Consider the following 19,480-nt stretch of genomic DNA (forward strand, 5'->3'; position numbering starts at 1 on the left):
AAGCCGACGAGTGCGTCGAGTCCTCGGCGTCGTCGTCGGGCGGTGCCGACTCCCCGTCGAGGACGGCCGCGCCTGGACCGGCATCCACATCGGGATCCTGGTCGGACGCCGCGGACACGGCTCGAGGCGGGGTGGGCCGGTCGGTCGGAGCGTCGTCGTTGATCGCGGCGTGGTCGCGCATGTGCAGCACGGTGATCGGCGACGTCTGCACGCCGACGAAGTCCGTGGTCGCCTCGTCGTCCGCCGCGTCGGCCTCGTCGTCCATGAGGTCTTCGTCGGCATCGGTGCGCTCACGGAGAGCGATGTCGGCCTCGTCGTCCTCGACGGTGTCGGCCTGGCCCAGCTGCCACGAGCGGTAGATGAGGGCGAGGAGGAACGCCGAGACGGCGAAGGTGATGACGATGGCGGTCAGGGTGAGCGCCTGGGGCAGCGGGTCGCTGAGCTCGCCCTCGGTTCCGAAGAAGGGCGCGTTGCCGGGCACTCCCATGACGATGAGGAGCAGCAGGTTCGTCGCGTTGCCGAGCAGCAGGAAGCCGATCAGCACGCGGGTGAGACTGCGCTCGAGCATCGCGTAGACGCCGCAGGCGAAGAGCACGGCCATGATCACGATCAGGGTGAGGGAGACATCCATCAGAGGGTCACCCCTCGCTCGCGGAACTCCTGCGCCTGACGGTCGACCTCGGCACCGAGGCTGCGCAGCACGTCGAGCACGAGGCCGATCACGACCAGGTACACACCGACATCGAAGATGGTCGAGGTGACGAACTCCATGTGGCCGATGCCGGGGATCTCCCACTCCCAGAAGTTGCTGGTGAGCGGCGCCAAGCCGAAGAACAGCGGCACGACCGCCGTGCCGACGGCGAGGATCAGACCGGCACCGAGCAGTCGCCCGGCATCCGTGGGTGCGGCAGCGCCCAGCTCCCAGCGTCCGCCGGCGACGTAGCGCATGACGAGGGCCATGCCCGCGACGAGGCCTCCGGCGAAGCCTCCGCCTGGGAGGTTATGGCCGGAGAAGAGCAGGAAGATCGACACGACGATGATCGTGTGGAAGAGGATGCGGACGATGACCTCGAGCAGGATCGACCTGTTCTCGGGCTTCATCTTCGGGCCGCCGACGAGCCAGGCGCGGGGGCTGCTCTCGTTCTCGTCGGTCTGGAAGCGCACGCCCTCGGTCGTCTCGACGAGCGGGCGGCTGAGCGTGCGACGGCGGCGCGCCTTGGGCAGCGTCTTCGTCGCGGAGAGCATGTCGGCGCGGTGCGTGACGAACACGAGAGACGCGACACCCGTGGCGGCGAGCACGAGCACCGAGAGCTCGCCCATCGTGTCCCAGCCGCGCAGGTCGACCAGGGCGACGTTCACGACGTTCTTGCCGTGACCGATCTCGTACGCGAGCTTCGGGAACGCGGCGGAGATCGGATCCGCGACGCGGGACTGGGTCGCCACGATCGCGACCAGCGCCATGGTGAGCCCGACCCCGACACCCAGCAGCGCGCGGGGAATGCGCCCGACAGAGGCGTTGTGCTCGCCCATCCGCGCGGGAAGCCGACGCAGCACCAGTGCGAAGGTGACCATCGTCACGGTCTCGACGAGGATCTGCGTGAGCGCGAGGTCGGGGGCGCCGCTGGTCGCGAACAGCACGACCATCCCGAGGCCGGTGATCGACACGAGGACGACGCCCGTGTATCTCTTCTGCGCGCGCACGGCCATGACGCCCGCGGCGGCCATCATCGGCGCGACCACGAGCTGCGTGGGCGTGTGCCAGGCCGAGAGCTGGAAGCGATCGATGTCACTGGCGACGAGCGCCGTGATCTCGGCGGCGACGAACACCACGAAGATGGTGCCGACGTAGACCGGCAGAGAGCCGCGCTGGGTGAGCGTCGTGCTCAGCACCGAGAGTCGGTCGATGCCGCGCATGACCAGGTAGTAGACGTCTGCGGCAGTGAAGCGGATCAGTCGCGCCTTGCGGTCCCATCCGGTGCGCAGCGTGAGGAGGAAGACGGCGGCGCCGAGCAGGATCGACAGGATCGAGATGCCGAGCGCCGGCTCGAGACCGTGCCAGAGCGCGAGGTGCCCGGGTCCTTCCGCGGCGACCCCCTCGGCATCGAGGCCCGGGGTGGCTGTGAGCGCGTATCCCTGGAGCGCGACGTCGAGAGCCGGTGCTCCGATCCCGGCGGCGAGCGTGAGCCCGGCGAGGATGATCGGCGCCGAGAGGAATCCGACGGGCGGGTCGGGCCAGGCGGTGTCGGGGAGGCGATCGCCCGCCGCATCGCGCTTGGTCCAGAAGGCACCCCAGAGGAAGCGGATGCCATATGCCGCCGTGAGCATGGATCCCAGGCTGACGCCGATGATCGCGACGAGCCCCCAGGGCGAGCCGTGCAGTGCGTCGTCCAGGAGCGCCGTGAGGGTCGACTCCTTCGCCACGAATCCGAGGGTCGGTGCGATGCCGGCCATCGATGCGATGGAGATGAATGCCGCTGTCGCCATGACGGGAGCCTGACGCCCGACGCCACTCAGCTCGGTGATGTCTCGCGTCGACAGCTGACGGTCGATCACTCCGACGATCAGGAACAGCGCCGACTTGAACAGCGCGTGCGCGATCACGAGTGCGAGACCGGCCAGCGCGCTCGCCTGGGTGCCGTAGCCGATCACGACCGAGAAGAAGCCCAGCTGGCTGACGGTGCCGAACGCGAGGATGCGCTTGAGGTCGGTCTCGCGCAGCGCCTGGATGCCGCCGATCAGCATCGTCAGGATGCCCAGCGAGATGATGATCGGCCGCCACGGACCGGTGAAGGCGAAGATCGGGGCGAAGCGCGCGATCAGGTAGATACCCGCCTTGACCATCGCCGCGGCGTGCAGGTACGCGCTCACGGGAGTGGGCGCCGCCATCGCACCGGGCAGCCAGAAGTGGAAGGGGAAGATCGCGGACTTGCTGATCGCGCCGACGAGGAGCATCACGACGGCGGCGTCGACGATGGCGCCTGTGGGTGCGATCTCGAGGATCTCGCGGATGCTCGAGGTACCCGCGTCGACCACGAGCAGCACGACTCCGACGAACATCACGAGCCCGCCGAGAGTGGTGACCAGGAGCGCCTGCAGTGCTGCTCGTCGGCTGGCGGCGCGGCGTCGGTAGTGCCCGATGAGGAGGTACGAGAGGATGCTCGTCACCTCCCAGAACATCACGAGCATGACGAGGTCGTCGGTCAGGACGAGGCCGTACATCGCACCCGCGAACCCGAGCAGCACGCCCGCGAACTGGCCGATGCCGGCGGAGTCGTCATGGAAGTACCAACGGCAGTACAGCAGCACGAGAGCACCGACGCCGGTGACGATGAGCGTCAGCACCCAGCCGAGCACGTCCATGTTCATGGACAGATTGAGTCCGAGCTGCGGGATCCACGCGACCGAGACGAAGGGCGTCGGTCCGTCGAGCACCTGAGGGGTGAGGACGAGGGCGTGGATGAATGCCGCGGCGGGAATGAGAGCCGCGATGGCGAATGCCTGGGATCCCAGCCAGCGCACCAGAACGGGCATCAGGATCGACCCGAGGAGGAACACGGCGAGGAGCGTCAGCATATACGCGGCTCCTCAAAGCTCGTCGGCCGGGGGCGGCGCAGGCGGGCGGGCGGGTGTCGATATCGAGTTTACCTTGATATTCCGCGCTTCAGGGTCGATCATGTCGGCGCCCGACCATGCAAATGGTCGGTTTCCCCCGGATTTTCGGGCAATTTGCGCGATCTCGCACGCAGAATCAGCTCATTCGGATGCGTTCTCAGCCTGCCGAGCGAGCGCCGGACCGAGACGGTCGTACGAGTTCGCGATGTGCATCCTCATCGCCGCGGCGGCGGCTTCGGGGTCGCGTCGGCGCAGCGCGTCGAGGATGCTCTCGTGCTCGCTCACGGTGTCGTCTTCGAAGTCGTGGCGGAAGTTCAGCCGGTAGAGGTGCATGTGCGCACGCAGCCGCACGATGGCCTCCGACAGCAGCGGACTCTGCGCACTCTCCGCGATCAGGTGATGGAAGTGCAGATCCTCGTCGATGAACCGCCGGTAGTTGCGGAAGCGCTCGTCCTCATCGGGTGCCGACGCTGTACGCATCGTCACCACGGACTCCGCCAGCTCGGTCTCGGTCTCGTGGTCGAGATGCGCCGATGCACGCCGCGCCGCCTCCGGCTCCAGCAGCTCGCGCATGTCGTACAGATCGCGCAGGCCACCTGCGTCGAGCAGAGGAGCTGCGACATACCCCTTCAGCGCCCGCTTCGCGACGAGCCCTTCGGACTCGAGCCGCGTCAGCGCCTCGCGCACGGGCGTCGGAGACACGTCGAGGTCGCGGGCGACCGCGTCGATGTTGACCTTGGCTCCCGGTTCGATGACCTGGTCCATGAGCAGGCCGAGCACCGCGTCGTACACGTCGTCGACGAGCGCGCGCCGTGCCGGAAGCGGCCTCGGTCCGCGTGCCTCGTCGTCGCCGAACATGAGTCTCATCGTAGGGGGTGCCCTTCGTCGGCGATCAGACCGCGATCACGCAGATCGTCCCAGACCGCCGCGGCGACCGGGCGTGCGACGAGACGGCTGTTGCGCGCGACCTGCTCCGCGCTGGCACCGCCCATCACCACCGCGCCCACGGCGGGATGCGTCAGCGGATACTGTGCGGCCAGTTCGGGGAGTGTGGTGCCGTGATGCCGGGCGACCCGGGCGATCGCCTGAGCCCGGGCGAGCACCGAGCGGTCCGCGGGGCCGTAGTCGAACGTGGCATCGTGAGCGGGAGCATCCGTCGCGAGGATTCCCGAGTTGAAGACGGCGGCGGCGAGCACCGTCACCTCGCGCTCCCGGGCGATCGGGAGCAGGTCATCGGCGGCTGACTGGTCGAGCAGCGTCCAGCGCCCGGCGACCATCATGACGTCGGCATCCGTCTCCTGCACGAATCGCGTGAGCATGCCGCTCTGGTTCATGCCGGCACCGAACGAGCGGATGACGCCCTGGTCCCGCAGCTCGCTCAGGGCGGGGAAGGCACCCTCGAGCGCCTCGCGCTCGTCCTCATCGGGATCGTGCACGAGAGCGATGTCGATGCGGTCGAGTCCGAGGCGCTCGAGCGACTGCTCGACCGAGCGCAGCACGCCGTCGCGGGAGTAGTCGCGCACGCGCCGATGATCCGCCGGCACGTCGAACAGGTTGTCGAGGTCCGAGCGGCCCTCGGCATCCTGCGGAACCAGCAGGCGTCCGACCTTGGTCGAGACGATGTACTCCTCACGCGGGAGCTCGCGCAGGCTCTCGCCGAGGCGTCGCTCGGCGAGGCCGAGACCGTAGTGCGGCGCGACATCGAAGTACCGCACGCCGCCCTCCCACGCGGCCGGCACGATCCGCGGCCACTCCCGGTCGTCCAGCGCCCGGTAGAGATTGCCGAGCGCGGCAGCCCCATAGGCGACAGGCGGGGCGAGAAGCCCTCCGCGTCCGATCGCGACGGGCTTCGCTGCGGTGGAGGCAGGCGCACTCATGACACGATCAGCCGGCCCAGGGCGTCATCGTTCCAGGGGATGCCGAGGCCCGCCTGCGTCGGCGCCCACCCGCGACCGTTCTCGATGCGGATCTCGCCCGTCGTGACCGCTCGCAGCTGCGGGATGTGCTCGAGGTACAGCGCGTTGGGGATCGCGCAGACGAGGGAGACGTGGAGCTCCATGAGGAAGTGCGGCGCGACGGGGGCGTTGAAGGACTCGGCCAGATGCGCGATCTTGAGCCACGGAGTGATCCCGCCGACCCGGGCGACGTCGGCCTGCACGATCGACGCGCCGCCACGCTGCAGGTGCTCGCGGAAGTGACCGAGCGAGTACATGCTCTCGCCGACCGCGATCGGCACCGACGTCGAGCGCGCCAGAAGACGATGCCCCTCGACGTCCTCCGCAGGCAGGGGCTCTTCGAACCAGAAGACGTCGACCTGCTCGAACAGCCGGGCTCGACGCACGGCTTCGGCGACCGTGAACGACTGGTTCGCGTCGACCATGATGTCCATGCCGGGTCCGACCGCGTCGCGCACGGCACGCAGTCGCTCGAGGTCCTGGTGCCCTCGCGGCATGCCGACCTTGATCTTCACGCCGCCCATGCCGCGCTCTTTGGCGGCGACCGCATGGGCGACGAGTTCGTCGGTGCGGAAGTGCAGCCATCCGCCCTCCGTGTCGTACACGGGCACGGAGGGCGACGCGCCTCCGGCGGCGACCCAGAGCGGGAGTCCGGCGCGACGGGTCTTCGCATCCCAGACCGCGGTGTCGACCGCGGCGAGCGCGAGTGCCGTGATCGGCCCGACCGTGGTGGCGCGAGTGATGCCGAAGAGTGCGAGCCACAGCGCTTCGGGACGCTCGGCCTCGAGCCCGATCAGAGCGGGCAGCAGCGTCTCGCGCAGCATGCTGAGCACCGCCCCGCCGCCGGTGCCGATCGTGTAGCTGTAGCCGATGCCCTCGGTGCCGTCGGCGGTGCGCAGCCGCACGAAGATGGTCTCCTGCTTGACGAACGTCTGCAGGGCATCCGTGCGCTCGGTCTCCACGGGCAGGTCGCACAGCTGCGCCTCCGCGTGCACGATGCGGCTGCCGGCCGTCGCGTCCGCGACGGCCTCCCGCAAGGGCTTCGTGGTGTGGTGTGTCGTGGTCATCAGCGTCCTCCGAGTCCGCCCAGGGTGACCCCCTTGATGAGCTGCCGTTGCAGCAGCAGCACGAGGATCAACGAGGGGATGACGGCCAGTGTCGATGCGGCCATGAGCAGCGACCACTGCGTGCCGAACTGACCGGTGAACATGCCGAGCCCGAGGGGCACGGTGGCCATGTCCTGCGTGTTGATGATGATCAGCGGCCACAGGTACGAGTTCCAATAGCCGATGAACGAGAACACCGCGAGCACGCTGAGCGGGGCGACCAGCTGCGGCAGCAGCACCGACCACAGGGTGCGCAGTCGCGAGGCGCCGTCGATCAGTGCCGCCTCCTCGTACTCCATGGGGATGGTGAGGAAGAACTGCCGCATCAGGAAGGTGCCGAACGCGGTGAAGGCGAACGGGATGATGAGGGCCGCGTAGCTGTCGTTCCATCCCCAGCTGTTGATCATGATGAAGAGCGGGACGACGAGCACCTCCTGCGGCAGCACGAGAGTGAGCACGAACAGCAGGAAGAGCTTGTCGCGGTACTTGAACCGCAGTCGAGAGAAGGCGTAGGCCGAGAGCACGGCGACGATCACCGAGAGGGCGGCGCCGAGGATCGCGACGAACAGGCCGTTGAGGATGAAGCGTCCGAACGGCACGACGGTCCACGCCTCGACGAAGCTCGCCCAGCGGATCTCCGATCCGAAGATCTGCGGGGTGGCGGTGAAGACCTCGTTCTCGGGCTTGAGCGCCGTGAGGAACATCCAGATGAAGGGGAACGCGAAGATCAGCGCGACCACGGCGATGGCTGCGGTGTTGAGCCACTCCTTGAGCGACTCACGGCGCTGTCGCGCACGACGGGGCAGGCTCACGACGTCACTCATAGTTCACCCACCTGCGCTGGCCGACGAACTGCAGGGCCGTGATGAGCATCACGACGAGGAAGAGGATCCACGCGAGAGCGGATGCATAGCCGAGCCGATCGAAGACGAATCCGTTGCGGTACAGGTACAGCACGAAGGTGTTGGTGCTCTCTCCCGGCCCGCCCTGCGTGAGGAAGAGCGGCTGTACGAACACCTGGAACGCGCCGATCATCGTCATCGTGGAGCAGAAGAACAGCGACGGCGAGAGCAGCGGGAGGATGATGAAGCGCAGTCGCTGCCACGCCGAGGTGCCGTCGATGCGAGAGGCCTCGAGCAGTTCCTTCGGGATCGCGCTGAGTCCGGCCGACAGGACGATCACGTTGTAGCCGAACGACTGCCATACCGACATCGCGATGACCGAGGGCAGCGCCCACGCCGAGTCCGACAGCCAGTTCGGTCCGTCGACGCCGACGGTCGCGAGCATCGAGTTGACGAGACCGTCCTGCGAGAGCAGGAGTCGCCACACCAGCGCGTTGGCCACCATGGGCGTGATCACGGGCAGGAAGAAGATGACCCGCCACGCCCCGGCCGCCTTCATGCGCGTGCTGAGCCACAGCGAGATGGTGAGGGCGACGACCAGATTCAGCGCCGTGTACACGATCGCGAAGATCAGGGTGTTGCCGAGCACCGTGTAGAACGTCGGGTCGCGGAACAGCTTGACGTAGTTCTCGAAGCCGATGAAGTCGGGGCTGCCGAACAGCTTCCAGTCGAACAGGCTGATGAAGGCCGACCCGAACAGCGGAGTGAGGATGAAGAGGACGAACCCGATCATCCCGGGTGCGAGGAAGGCCACCGCCACCCAGGCTTGGCCGCGCCGTCGCGGGGGCGGGGAACCCGCGGGGCGGGAGCGCCGAAGGGCACTCCCGCCGCGCCGGGCACGGAAGAGGAGGCCGTGGCCTCTCTCCGCTCGCTCATGATCGCCATCCGCTCAGCCCGCGACGGAGTTCTGGATGGTCTCCATGATCTCCTCCGCCGTCAGCTCACCCCGGTAGCCCTGCACTCCGTACTGGGTCATCAGGGTCTCGACCTGGTTCCAGGTCGGGGTGGTGCGCTGCGGGGTCGCATCGGCCAGCAGAGCCTCGACGACCTCGGCCGCACCCTCGGTCTTGCCCTCAGCCCAGGCCGGGAGCGCCTCGATGCGCGCCGGAACGATGCCGCGCGCCTCGGCCTGCTTCTCCTGCACCGACACCGAGGTCAGTGCCTCGATCGCCGCGAACGCCTCGTCCGGGCGGTCGCAGTTGGCCGCGATGCCGAAGCCCGAACCCGCCGTCATCGCGGCGGCCTCGCCGCTGGTCGACGGGACGATCGTGACGCCGAGCGTGAAGTCGGCGGCGTCGGCGAAGCTGCCGTACATCCACGGACCTTCGATCAGCATCGGCACCTCGCCCGAGGTGAAGGCCTGCTGCGAGACCTCCGAGCCGTCCGCCGCCTCGGGGGCCTTGGCGACCTGCTCGACCGACACCAGGTCGAAGAAGCTCTGGATCTGGTCGACGAAGTCGGGGTTCGTGAGGTCGAGCTCGCCGTCCTCGGTCACGGCCGGAACGCCGTCGGCGAGCGACCAGGCGTTCGGGATGAAGATGCCGGGTGCGAGCGCGAGGCCCTTCTTGTCGCCGTCGGTCAGCGCCTTCGCATCCGCGATGAACTGATCGCGCGTGTACTCGGTGCCGGGCAGTTCGAGACCCGCGGCCTCGAACGCCTCGACGTTGTAGAACAGCACGATCGGCTCGGCGTCGTAGGGGATCGCCCTGATCGTGCCGTCGACCGTCATGCCGCTGAGCATGGATGCGTCGATGTTCTCGATGTCGAAGTCGGACTTCTCGATCAGGTCGTCGAGCGGCATCAGCAGGTCGCCGAGCTCCTGCGCGCGGGCCGCCTGCGTGGTCAGCAGGCAGGGCGGGTTCGAGCCGCTGAGGCGGGTCTTCACCTTGGTCCAGTAGTCCGAGAAGCTGGGCCCCTCGACGGTGATGTCGAGGTCGGGATCCTCGGCCTGGGCGCCGTCGATGAAGTCAGCCCACTGCGCCTGATCGCCCTCGCTGGCGGCCCACGTGTAGAGCACGAGAGGGCCGCCGGCGTCGCCGCCTCCTCCTCCTCCCGAGCCGCTGGCACAGCCGGCGAGGGTGAGAGCGGTGAGGCCCGCGACGCCTGTCAGGATGAGACGCTTCGCGCGTCGGGATGAGAGTGCATTCATTCTGTCTGCCTCCTTCATTGGATGCTGATTCGATGCGATGGGTGAGGGGGTGCTGCTCGGGGGTTCGGGTCGTGCTCGGGTCACTCGGAGAAGTCGATGGCGACGACGTCGATCAGGGCGCCGCTCGGTGCGGGGGCGACGATGCGCAGCTCGCCCAGGTCGTCGCCGGCGATCGAGGCCTCGTGCACCTCGAAGCTCGCGTCATGCTGCAGCTCGAGATCGTCGGCCAGGCGGTGCACCCGGGTGATGCGACGCACGGGCAGGCCCCGCACGATGATCTCGTCGACCGGCACCGCGGTCAGATGCAGGTAGAGGCGTCCGGCGCGCGCGGTCGTCGGCCCGTGGAAGTCGATGCCGACGGTGGGCTCGACACCGATCACGGACTCGGCGTGCGCGTGCATCCATCCCGCGAACTCGCCCAGCCGCTCCTGTTCGACCGCCGGCAGCGCACCGTCGGGACCGGGCCCCACGTTGAGCAGCAGATTGCCGCCGCGGGCGACGACGTCGATGAGGGTGACGAGCAGCGACCGCGCGGACTTCTCGTTGTCCGGCCCCGTGCGCCATGCCCAGTGATCGCCGATCGTGAGGCACAGCTCCCACGGACCGGTCGGCGGGGTGAGCGGGAAGCCCTGCTCGGGGGTGCGGTAGTCGCCCTGGCCGGGCAGGCGGTCGTTGATGACGACATCGGGCTGCAGCTCCTTGATCAGGCGGCGCAGTGCCGGCGCCGTCCACTCGACGGCGGAGCGCTCCCAGTCGCCGTCGAACCAGAGCAGATCGATCTGCCCGTAGTTCGTGAGGAGCTCGGTCAGCTGCGCCCGCACGTAGTCGAGGTAGCGCGACCACTCCTCCGGACTCGACCGCCGGTGGCGATCGGTCGCGTCGGGGGTGTCGGCGAACTCGGCGAGGCCCGCGGCGGGCCAGTGCTCGAGCTTGTACGGCCGGTCCTCATCGCGGAATGCCGGATAGTCGGGGTGGTTCCAGTCGGGGAGGCTGTAGTAGATGCCGACCTTCAGGCCCTCGGCGCGCACGGCGTCGACGAACTCACGGGTGATGTCGCGACCGAAGGGGCCGTGCTGCACGCCGAAGTCGGACTCCTCGGTGAAGAACATGTTGTATCCGGCATGGTGACGTGCCGTGAAGACGAGGTAGGTGGCTCCCGCTTCGCGGGCACGACGCGCGAGATCTGCGGCATCCCAGTTCACGGGGTCGAACGTCGGAGCCGTCGCCTGGTACTCGGCCACGGTCACGGCGTCTTCCACGGCATCCTCACCCGGGATGATCGATCGTCCGACGAGGGGCCAGGAGATCTCGATGCCCTGCTGCGACGCCTGGTCCCAGTGCACGAAGAGGCCGAAGCCTGCGCCGCTGAACCACTCCCCGCCGGGGATGCGCTCTGTGGGGCGTCGGAAGCGTGCGTCTGTCATCGAACCTCTCCTTTGAGTCCAAGATTTCCTATAGGATACGTGATAGACGAAACCGTTCACAAGGGTGTGATGAAAGGTGCCTACCGATGGCGATGTTCGAAACCGATCCTGTTCGTCCCGAGGCCTACCGCGAGTTCGAGCGACCGCTTCCCGAGTGGTTCCGCGGCGCCGCACTGGGGATCTTCGTGCACTGGGGGCCGTACTCGGTTCCCGCCTGGGCAGAGCCCACCGGTGAGCTCGGCGCCGTGCCACGGGACGAGTGGTACGCCCACAATCCCTATGCCGAGTGGTACGCCAACACCATGCGCATCGAGGGCTCGCCGACCCACCGGCATCACGAGGAGGTCTACGGCGGGGCTCCTTATGACGACTTCCTCGATGCCTGGAAGGCCGAGGAGTTCGACGCCGACGAGGTGCTCGCCGTGGTCGCGGCGACGGGCGCACGGTACTTCATCCCCACGACCAAGCACCACGACGGCGTCACACTCTGGGACGCACCGGGAACGGATGGGCGCAACACCGTCGCCCGTGGCCCAGGGCAGGACCTCATCGGAGCCTTCGCCGACGCGACGCGCGCGGCCGGCCTCCGCTTCGGCGTGTACTACTCAGGCGGTCTCGACTGGCACTTCTCCGACCTGCCGCCCATCGACCATGACGGCGCCCCCGCCCCCGATGACCTCGCCTACGCGGAATATGCGCACGACCACGTCATCGACCTGATCGACCGCTATCGTCCCGACATCCTCTGGGGCGACATCCGGTGGCCGGCTGCGGGAATCGAGCCGGGGCCGAAGAGCATCGCCCACGCCTTCCAGAGGTTCTACGCGCAGGTTCCCGAGGGCGTCGTCAACGATCGCTGGGGAGAGTCCCACTGGGACTTCCGCACCAGCGAGTACGTGCACGGCACCGCAGTCGAGGTCGGCGAGGCGTGGGAGAACACCCGGGGGATCGGACTCTCGTTCGGCCACAACCGCAGGGAGACGAGCGAGCACCTGCTGTCGGCGCACGAGGCCGTGCTTCTGCTCGTCGACGTGGTCTCACGCGGCGGCAACCTGCTGCTCAACATCGGCCTCGAGGCGTCCGGCCGCATCCCCGATCTGCAACGAGAGACCCTCGAGGGCATCGGCCACTGGAACAGGCAGTACGGGCACGCCGTGTTCGGTGCGCGACCGGAAGAGCGGATGCCGGCGTCCGACGACCCCTGGCTGCGCTGGACACGCACGGATAATGCGGTGCACGCGGTCGTCGACCGGAACGGACACGTCGAGCTCCCCGATCCGCACGGCCTGCTCGACGAGAGCAGCGCACGGATCGGCGAGCATCCGGTGATCGCGGAACGCGTCGATGGTGCCATCCTGGTCGAGGTGGCGGACGCGACGACCCCGGTCGCGATCTCGTTCCAGCCCAGGGACTGACGGAAGGACCCTCTCATGCGCATCGCTCTGCACTCCGAGATCCGCGACGGCGCGGTCGACGACTACCGCACGAACCACGCCCGCATCCCGGATGCTCTCGCCGAGACCTTCGCGCGCATCGGCATCCACGACTGGACGATCTGGAGGTCGGGCCGGCGCCTGTTCCACCTGGTCGAGTGCGATGACTGGGATGCCGCGGTCGCCGCGCTCGAGGACGATCCGGCCGACCACGCCTGGCAGGCCGACATCGGTCGCTTCGTCGAGCTCTTCCGCGACGAAGACGGCGCCGAGGGCACCGCTCCCCTGGAGCAGGTCTGGGATCTGAGGTCGCAGGTCTCCTGACCGCCCCGCTGCCCGGGTCTGCCGCGGGCTCGTGGCAGAGTAGCCCCGTGACTCGGACGTGGGTGCGCGAGCTGGCCGGCTGGATGTGCGCTGCCGCCGTGTCGATCGTCACCGCATCCGTGGTCGCGTCGTCAGCCCGGGCCGACCTGCTCTTCCGAGACGGCGATTCACTGGTCGTCGCGATGATCGCGCGGTCGCTGCTCTCGGGGGAATCGCTCGACTGGGCGATGTCGAGCGTTCTGTTCCTGCCCGAGACCGCGGCGTTCACCGCGATCGACGCCGCCGTGCCCACGACGGTGAACGGCCTCTTCGCGATCAGCGCGGTCGTCAATCTCCTCGCCCTCTACGGAGCCATCCGGCTCGTCGCCGGCCGCGGCCGCGCGGGTTCTGCGCCCGTCACCTGGTCCGTCGTCGCGCTCGGGGTGTTCGGCATGCTCGCGATGACCGATGTCTCGGCGTCGCGAGAGGCGCTCGACCTCGCATCCCTTCAGCTGACGACCACCTACTACGCGGCGACCGTGATCGGCGTCGTCATCACGGTCGGCATCGTTCGGCGCGTGATCGACGACGGCCGCCTCAGAGCCTCGCCGTCGATCGCTCTCGGCGCCGTCGCGCTCGTATCGGCGCTCTCGAACCCGCTGTACGCGGTGTGGGCGACCCTCCCCCTCGCGATCATCCTGGGCATCGCCGCCGTGTCTCCGTCGCGGCGTGCGCAGATCCTCGCCCTCATCGCGGTGCTGCTCGCCGGCACCACCGCGGGCTTCCTGGCTCGTATTCCGTTCGCGGCATGGATCGCGAACACCGGCGTCGGCTACGCGCAGCCCGACCACTGGCACGAGTCGGTCGGCTATTACGCACGACTCATCGCCGAACGCGGTCAGAGCCTCCCCGGGCTGATCGGGCTGCTGGTCACCGTCGCCCTCATCGTCTTCGCCGTCGTGAGAACAGCGAAACAGGGCGACCCGGGAACCCGTCTCGTCGCCGCGATGGCCTGGGCGGCACCGATCGTCGTCGTCATCGGGGCGATCGCGCTGGGCACGCATGCCGCGCGTTACCTGCAGCCTCTCGTCTTCGCTCCGGTGCTCGTGCTCGTCGCATCACCTCGCGTGCTTCGCCTCCCCGCCCGACTGCGTCGTTCGACAGCTGCCATCGTCGGCGTGGTGCTTCTCGTCGTCGGCGGCCTCAGCATCCCGCGCCTGACGGAAGCGACCACCCGGCCGGACCCTGATCTCGCGTGCGTGACGGACTGGGTCGGCGCCTCCGGTCGCACGGGCGCCGGACAGTTCTGGACCGTTCGTCTGCCCGCACTGCATGTCGCAGACCCCTCGCGCCTCGTCCAGGTCGATCATCAGCTCAACGGCTACGCGTGGCTGGTCAACCGCACGGACTTCGCAGTCGGCGAGGTGTCCTTCCTCGTCGAGGATTCGCAGACCGTGCCGTGGGATCTTCTGCAGGCGGTGCAGCCTGAGCGTGTGGTCGAGTGCGGCCGGTACTCGATCCTGGACTTCGGCAGTCAGACCCTGCCCCTGGGACCGCAGCGCAGCTGAGCGAGACCGCAGCGACCCGTGTCAGCGAGCCGGTGCCGCGGTGGTCGTTCCCTCGCGGAACCGACACGTGAGGTGCAGGGTCTGGCCGGGTTCTCCCGGAGCATCCGCGCGACCTGCTCTCCGGCGGCGCGCCCCTTCTCGACCGCCGGCTGCACGCTGGTCGTGAGCACGAGGTCGCCGAGCCCATCGGCGGCGATCCCGTCGAAACCCGCGACCGACAGGTCTTCGGGCACGCGCAGTCCCAGCTCCTCCGCGGCTCGGATGATGCCGACGGCGATCAGATCGCTCTGAGCGAGGATCGCCGTGGGCCGCGTCTCGGCATCCGCCAGCAGATGCCGTCCGGCGAGGAGCCCCTCGTCGATGAAGCTGCCTCCGGCCGAGATCGCGGGCGCGTCGGGAAAGATCTCGCGCATGCCGGCGAGGCGATCGATGGTCACATCCACCGTCGCCGCGTCGATTCGCTCCTGAGTGACCGGTCCCCGCTCGCGACGGGTGTCGAGCGGCAGCGTGACGAGTGCGACGTCGCGGTGCCCGAGGTCGCGCAGGTGACGAGCGACGTCCGCGGCCGCCGCAGAGTTGTCGAGCAGGATCTTCGGGATGCCCTCTCCCGCGTCGCCCTCGATCACGACGACCGGCAGGCCTCGGCTGCGCACGATGTCGAGCGACGCCTTGGCGCGCCCCGAGCACCCGATCAGCACGACCGCATCGACGGGTGCGTTCGAGAGAGACGACTCGTCGTCGCCCGGCTCGTCGCGCATCAGCAGTATGCCGGCACTGAGCTCGGCCATCCCATCGGTCAGGCCGTCCATCATGGCGGTGGTCACCGGGTCGAGGAACGCCGCACGCAGGTGGCCCTCGAGCACGACCGCGACGATGCCGCTGCGTCCTCGACGCAGCGATGCGGCGCGCGGGTCGGGACCGGCATACCCGAGGGCCGCCGCTGCGGCGAGCACCCGCTCGCGCGTGGCCGGCGCGACGTTGGCCTTGCCGCTGAAGACGACGGATGCCGTCGACGTGGCAACTCCCGCCTCGCGTGCGACATCGGCGATCGTCGCTCGGCGCGGGCTGTCGTGGCTCGTCATACTCCGAGGATAGCTCCCCGGCTTCCCGATCATCGAATCGATTCGATATGCTGATCCGCATGGACACGGCTCTCTCCCGATCGCAGTACGTGCGCTGGCGCACCGCGATCTTCGCGATCTTCCTCGCCAGCGGTCTCTCGATCGCGACCTGGGCGTCCCGTGTCCCCGACATCAAGCTCGCCCTCGAGGTCGACAAGGCTCAGGTGGGCATGCTGCTGCTCGGCGCGGGCATCGCCTCGATCATCGGCATCTCGACCAGCCCCGCGATCATGGCACGCACCGGCGCGCGCCTCGGCATGATGGTGTCGATCTTCACCTTCGCCTCGGGCGTGGCCCTCATCGGCATCGGCGCCAACGTCCTCGGCTCGTACTCCGTGGTGCTGATCGGTCTCGTGCTGTTCGGACTCGGCAACGGCTGCGTCGACGTCATGATGAACGTCGAGGCCACCGCGATCGAGCAGCACTCGGGCAAGACGATCCTGCCCCTCTTCCACGCCTTCTTCAGCTTCGGCACCGTGATCGGCGCCGGGCTCGGGGCGCTTGCCGCACAGCTGCACATCGACGTCTTCACCCATACGCTCGTGATCGCCGTCGCGATCGCTGCCATCGGCATCGCCAGCATCGCGAACGTGCCGCGACGCGAAGAGGCACTCGACCCCGCGGCCGACGACGCAGAGAAGCCGCGCTGGCGAGAACGGATGCACGTCGCGATGTCCGCCTGGCGCGAGCCGCGCACCTACGCGATCGGCGTCGTCATGCTCGGCATGTCGTTCGCAGAGGGCGGTGCCAACGACTGGCTCGCCCTCGGCGTCGCCGAAGACCACGGAGGCGGCACCGCACTGGGCGCCGCCGCGCTCGCGACGTTCTCGGTCGCGATGACCGTCGTCCGCGTCTTCGGAGGCCCACTGGTCGACAGGTTCGGCCGCGTCGCCGTGCTGCGCATCCTCGCGGTTGCCGCCGCATCCGGCATCCTGATCTTCATCCTCGCCCCCAGCCTTCCTCTCGTCTTCGTGGGCGCAGCGCTGTGGGGCGTCGGCGCTTCTCTCGGCTTCCCGCTCGGTATGTCCGCCGCCGCAGACGACCCCGCCAAGGCGGCCGCGCGAGTGAGCGCAGCCGCGACGATCGGCTACATCTCGTTCCTGGGCGGCCCGCCCGTGCTCGGCTTCATCAGCGAGCACATCGGACTGCTCAACACGCTCTACATCCTCGTCGGCCTGGTCGTGTTGTCCGGCCTGTTCTCGGGTGCCGCGCGCCCGCTCCGCAAGGACGAGATGTCGACGCCGCCGGTCACCGCGAAGTCAGCCTCGTAGATCAGCGGGCGACAAGCAGACGTGGCGCCGGGCCTTCGAGTCGGGCGATGGCGATCTTCACCTCTCCGAGCTCGACGTCCACCTTCTCGAACCTCGCATCCATGCGCTGCTCGACCTTCTCGAACCTCGCATCCATGCGCTGCTCGAACTTCTCGAACCTCGCATCCATGCGCTGCTCGACCTTCTCGAACCGCGCATCCATACGCTGCTCGAACATCTCGAACCGCGCATCCGTGCGCGTGATCATCCATCCGAAGCCTGCGGCAAGCCCCAGCAGCGTGGTCGCGACGGTCACGATCATGGTCACGAGCTCTATCGACACCGTCATCTCCTCATCCTTGACCTGTCCGCCCAGAATGTCAGGATCCAGTCCGATGGAATCGACGACGGGAGTCGATCCGCCGCAGATGTGGAAACTTCGGCGCTGATGCTGACATCAGCAGAACGAGTCGACCCGACGAAGTAGGCTCGACGGGTGCGTCTCGTCATCGCCCGCTGCTCCGTGGATTACACGGGCCGCCTCAATGCCCACCTCCCGCTCGCCACGCGTCTGCTCGTGCACAAGGGAGACGGGAGTCTGCTCGTGCACTCCGACGGCGGCAGCTACAAGCCGCTGAACTGGATGAGCCCGCCGTGCTCCCTCGCGGCCGAGGAACCCGGCGAGGAGGAGTCCATCGCCGGCGTCACCGAAGTATGGCGAGTGACGCACAAGAAGACCGGCGACGCGCTCCGCGTGCAGATCTACGAGATCCTGCACGACACCAACCACGACCTCGGCGTCGACCCCGGTCTGCAGAAGGACGGCGTCGAAGCCGATCTGCAGCGCCTGCTCGCCGAGCAGGTCGAGCGCATCTCCGACGGCGCGACCCTGGTGCGCCGCGAGTACCCGACCGCGATCGGTCCCGTCGACCTGCTCGTGAGGGATGCCGCCGGCGCGGCGATCGCTGTCGAGATCAAGCGGCGCGGAGACATCGACGGCGTCGAGCAGCTCACCCGCTATCTCGAGCTGCTGGGCCGCGACCCGCACCTCGCGCCGGTGCAGGGCGTCTTCGCCGCGCAGGAGATCAAGCCGCAGGCGCGGGTGCTCGCCGAGGACCGCGGCATCCGCTGCCTCGTGCTCGACTACGACGACATGAAGGGCATCGAGTCCGGCATCCCCCGCCTGTTCTGAGGCCATCTGCACAGATGTCCACCGCGGTCGGTCGCGTCGTGCACTGCCCATAGGCTGGAAGGTATGGCTTCTTCCCCTATTCGTGCGTGCTCTGGGACGTCGACGGCACGATCGCCGACGCGTCGGTCGGCATCCTGCGCCGTCTGAACGTGGCCCTCACGCACTTCGGTCACCCTGCTCCCACGCGCGAACAGCTCGTGCACTGGATCGGGCCGCCCATGTTCGAGTCGTTTCAGGCGCAGGCAGCGATGACCCCCGAGCAGGCGACCGAGGCGGTCACCTTCTATCGGACACTCGGCAAGGCCGACGGATACACGACCGATGTCGCGACCTACCCGGGCGTGCCCGAGATCATCCGCGATCTGCACGCGGCAGGGGTGCCTCAGGCGACCGCCAGCTCGAAGCCCGAGATCCAGGTCGATGCGATCGTCGACTTCTTCGAACTGCGCCCGTACTTCCTCACGACGGTGGGTGCGACGCCCGACGAGGCGACGCTCGCCTCGAAGACCGACATCGTCGCCGAGGCGCTGCGCCGTCTGGCCGAGCGCGGGGCGGACATCTCACGCCCCGTGCTGGTCGGCGATCGCCATCACGACGTCGAGGGCGGCAACGCCAACGGCGTGCCGGTGATCTTCGTCGAGTGGGGCTTCAGCGACACGCACGAAGGCGATGAGGCCGCGTTCCGCGCCGCATCCGCCGACGAACTGCGCGCGCTGCTGCTCCACTGACCTCGGCCGACCGGGGGCCCACCCGGCCGGGGTAATCCGGCCGGAAAGCACAGAACTCCCCGCCGGGGGTCGCAACGAGTGCAGACCTCCGGTCGGGGAGTTCTATGACGTCCGCTCTCAGAGCGGACGGATGTTCTCAGCCTGCAGGCCCTTGGGGCCCTGCGCCACGTCGAACTCGACTCGCTGGTTCTCTTCAAGAGAGCGGTAGCCGGATGACTCGATGGCGGAGTAGTGCGCGAAAACGTCAGCGCCGCCGTCGTCGGGGGAGATGAAGCCGAAGCCCTTCTCCGAGTTGAACCACTTAACCGTGCCCTGGGTGCTCATGTACTGCCTGTTCTGCTGGAAAGAAGCCGACGCAGGATGCCCCGACGTGCTCCACGCTAGTGGAGCACGCGCTGAGCGGAAGTCCTGATGTCAGCCCGTAACCCAAATGTTGCATGAGCGGTCGTCCGCGGTCACATGACAGGGCAGATGGAGACCCTCAGAAAATGGTGTGGCCCTCACCGCGGGGGAGCGATGAGGGCCGAAGACGACCGGAGGGTGCGTCAGATTCCAGCCTAACCCCTCGCGCCTGCTTTTGTCCCCCATTTGGGGGACAGATTCGAAATTTGTGAGATGGAGACAAACGACAGCGGCCCTCTCGAGCAGTCCGTTGGGGACAGAACTACTCGAGAGGGCCCAATCGCATGCACGGATCGCCTTTGCCTCTGGGGAAGGCAGCCCGTCTCTGGGGAAGA

Annotated in this window: 17 protein-coding genes and 1 pseudogene; 6 read left to right on the forward strand and 12 right to left on the reverse strand. The window is 68.2% G+C overall.

The window, feature by feature from the left end:
• Positions 1–130 precede the first annotated feature (130 nt).
• From ACZZ93_RS10760 to ACZZ93_RS10800, 9 genes and pseudogenes are all read right to left on the reverse strand, one after another.
• Positions 131–631 (reverse strand): annotated as a pseudogene (locus tag ACZZ93_RS10760) (Na(+)/H(+) antiporter subunit C); the annotation flags it as partial.
• The gene (locus ACZZ93_RS10765) at positions 631–3,573 is read right to left on the reverse strand and encodes a Na+/H+ antiporter subunit A (protein ID WP_072590435.1); all 2,943 of its coding nucleotides are present in this window, start codon (positions 3,571–3,573) and stop codon (positions 631–633) included. The pseudogene ACZZ93_RS10760 and the gene ACZZ93_RS10765, both read right to left, overlap by 1 nt.
• 180 nt (positions 3,574–3,753) lie before the next feature.
• Positions 3,754–4,470, reverse strand: coding sequence for a GntR family transcriptional regulator (locus ACZZ93_RS10770; protein ID WP_463511083.1), 717 nt, complete (start codon positions 4,468–4,470; stop codon positions 3,754–3,756).
• A gap of 5 nt (positions 4,471–4,475) precedes the next feature.
• Positions 4,476–5,489 carry an aldo/keto reductase gene (locus ACZZ93_RS10775; protein WP_463511084.1) on the reverse strand — a complete coding sequence of 338 codons (1,014 nt, stop codon included), beginning with the start codon at positions 5,487–5,489 and terminating at the stop codon, positions 4,476–4,478.
• On the reverse strand, positions 5,486–6,634 hold the full coding sequence (locus ACZZ93_RS10780; RefSeq protein WP_082297937.1) for a mandelate racemase/muconate lactonizing enzyme family protein: 1,149 nt from the start codon (positions 6,632–6,634) through the stop codon (positions 5,486–5,488). Before ACZZ93_RS10780 ends, ACZZ93_RS10775 begins: the two co-directional genes overlap by 4 nt.
• Positions 6,634–7,497, reverse strand: coding sequence for a carbohydrate ABC transporter permease (locus tag ACZZ93_RS10785; RefSeq protein WP_463511085.1), 864 nt, complete (start codon positions 7,495–7,497; stop codon positions 6,634–6,636). The genes ACZZ93_RS10780 and ACZZ93_RS10785 overlap by 1 nt, the downstream gene beginning before the upstream one ends.
• On the reverse strand, positions 7,490–8,329 hold the full coding sequence (locus ACZZ93_RS10790; protein ID WP_363518750.1) for a carbohydrate ABC transporter permease: 840 nt from the start codon (positions 8,327–8,329) through the stop codon (positions 7,490–7,492). The genes ACZZ93_RS10785 and ACZZ93_RS10790 overlap by 8 nt, the downstream gene beginning before the upstream one ends.
• A gap of 135 nt (positions 8,330–8,464) precedes the next feature.
• The gene (locus ACZZ93_RS10795; protein WP_232224505.1) at positions 8,465–9,724 is read right to left on the reverse strand and encodes an ABC transporter substrate-binding protein; all 1,260 of its coding nucleotides are present in this window, start codon (positions 9,722–9,724) and stop codon (positions 8,465–8,467) included.
• Positions 9,725–9,804: 80 nt separating this feature from the next.
• Positions 9,805–11,148, reverse strand: coding sequence for an alpha-L-fucosidase (locus tag ACZZ93_RS10800; RefSeq protein ID WP_295101228.1), 1,344 nt, complete (start codon positions 11,146–11,148; stop codon positions 9,805–9,807).
• A gap of 86 nt (positions 11,149–11,234) precedes the next feature.
• Here ACZZ93_RS10800 and ACZZ93_RS10805 point away from each other — a divergent pair, with 86 nt between their 5' ends.
• From ACZZ93_RS10805 to ACZZ93_RS10815, 3 genes are read left to right on the forward strand one after another with little or no spacing between them, the layout of a single operon-like run.
• On the forward strand, positions 11,235–12,563 hold the full coding sequence (locus tag ACZZ93_RS10805; protein ID WP_463511086.1) for an alpha-L-fucosidase: 1,329 nt from the start codon (positions 11,235–11,237) through the stop codon (positions 12,561–12,563).
• Between the two features lie 15 nt (positions 12,564–12,578).
• A complete protein-coding gene (locus tag ACZZ93_RS10810) occupies positions 12,579–12,905 on the forward strand; it encodes an L-rhamnose mutarotase (RefSeq protein WP_056275821.1) in 327 nt (108 codons plus the stop codon).
• Positions 12,906–12,952: 47 nt separating this feature from the next.
• Positions 12,953–14,452, forward strand: coding sequence for a hypothetical protein (locus ACZZ93_RS10815; RefSeq protein WP_463511087.1), 1,500 nt, complete (start codon positions 12,953–12,955; stop codon positions 14,450–14,452).
• Here the strand turns inward: ACZZ93_RS10815 and ACZZ93_RS10820 are convergent.
• Positions 14,419–15,534: a LacI family DNA-binding transcriptional regulator gene (locus tag ACZZ93_RS10820; RefSeq protein WP_463511088.1), complete on the reverse strand. Its 1,116-nt coding sequence runs from the start codon at positions 15,532–15,534 to the stop codon at positions 14,419–14,421. The genes ACZZ93_RS10815 and ACZZ93_RS10820 overlap by 34 nt on opposite strands.
• A 59-nt stretch (positions 15,535–15,593) precedes the next feature.
• On the opposite strand from ACZZ93_RS10820, the gene ACZZ93_RS10825 reads away from it, so the two are divergent.
• Positions 15,594–16,844: an MFS transporter gene (locus ACZZ93_RS10825; RefSeq protein ID WP_431738926.1), complete on the forward strand. Its 1,251-nt coding sequence runs from the start codon at positions 15,594–15,596 to the stop codon at positions 16,842–16,844.
• A 1-nt stretch (position 16,845) separates the two neighbouring features.
• On the opposite strand, the gene ACZZ93_RS10830 is transcribed toward ACZZ93_RS10825, so the two are convergent.
• A complete protein-coding gene (locus ACZZ93_RS10830) occupies positions 16,846–17,172 on the reverse strand; it encodes a response regulator (protein WP_072590426.1) in 327 nt (108 codons plus the stop codon).
• Between the two features lie 147 nt (positions 17,173–17,319).
• Here ACZZ93_RS10830 and nucS point away from each other — a divergent pair, with 147 nt between their 5' ends.
• Complete coding sequence (nucS, locus tag ACZZ93_RS10835; protein WP_056275812.1) at positions 17,320–18,015, forward strand: endonuclease NucS; 696 nt, start codon at positions 17,320–17,322, stop codon at positions 18,013–18,015.
• A gap of 86 nt (positions 18,016–18,101) precedes the next feature.
• Positions 18,102–18,743, forward strand: coding sequence for an HAD hydrolase-like protein (locus tag ACZZ93_RS10840; protein ID WP_463511089.1), 642 nt, complete (start codon positions 18,102–18,104; stop codon positions 18,741–18,743).
• 117 nt (positions 18,744–18,860) lie between these two features.
• Here ACZZ93_RS10840 and ACZZ93_RS10845 read toward each other — a convergent pair whose 3' ends face one another.
• Positions 18,861–19,067 (reverse strand): cold-shock protein, encoded by a 207-nt coding sequence (locus ACZZ93_RS10845; RefSeq protein ID WP_042540947.1) that lies wholly within the window; start codon positions 19,065–19,067, stop codon positions 18,861–18,863.
• Between the last annotated feature and the right edge of the window lie 413 nt (positions 19,068–19,480).

It is taken from the genome of Microbacterium sp. AC026, from assembly GCF_979258475.1.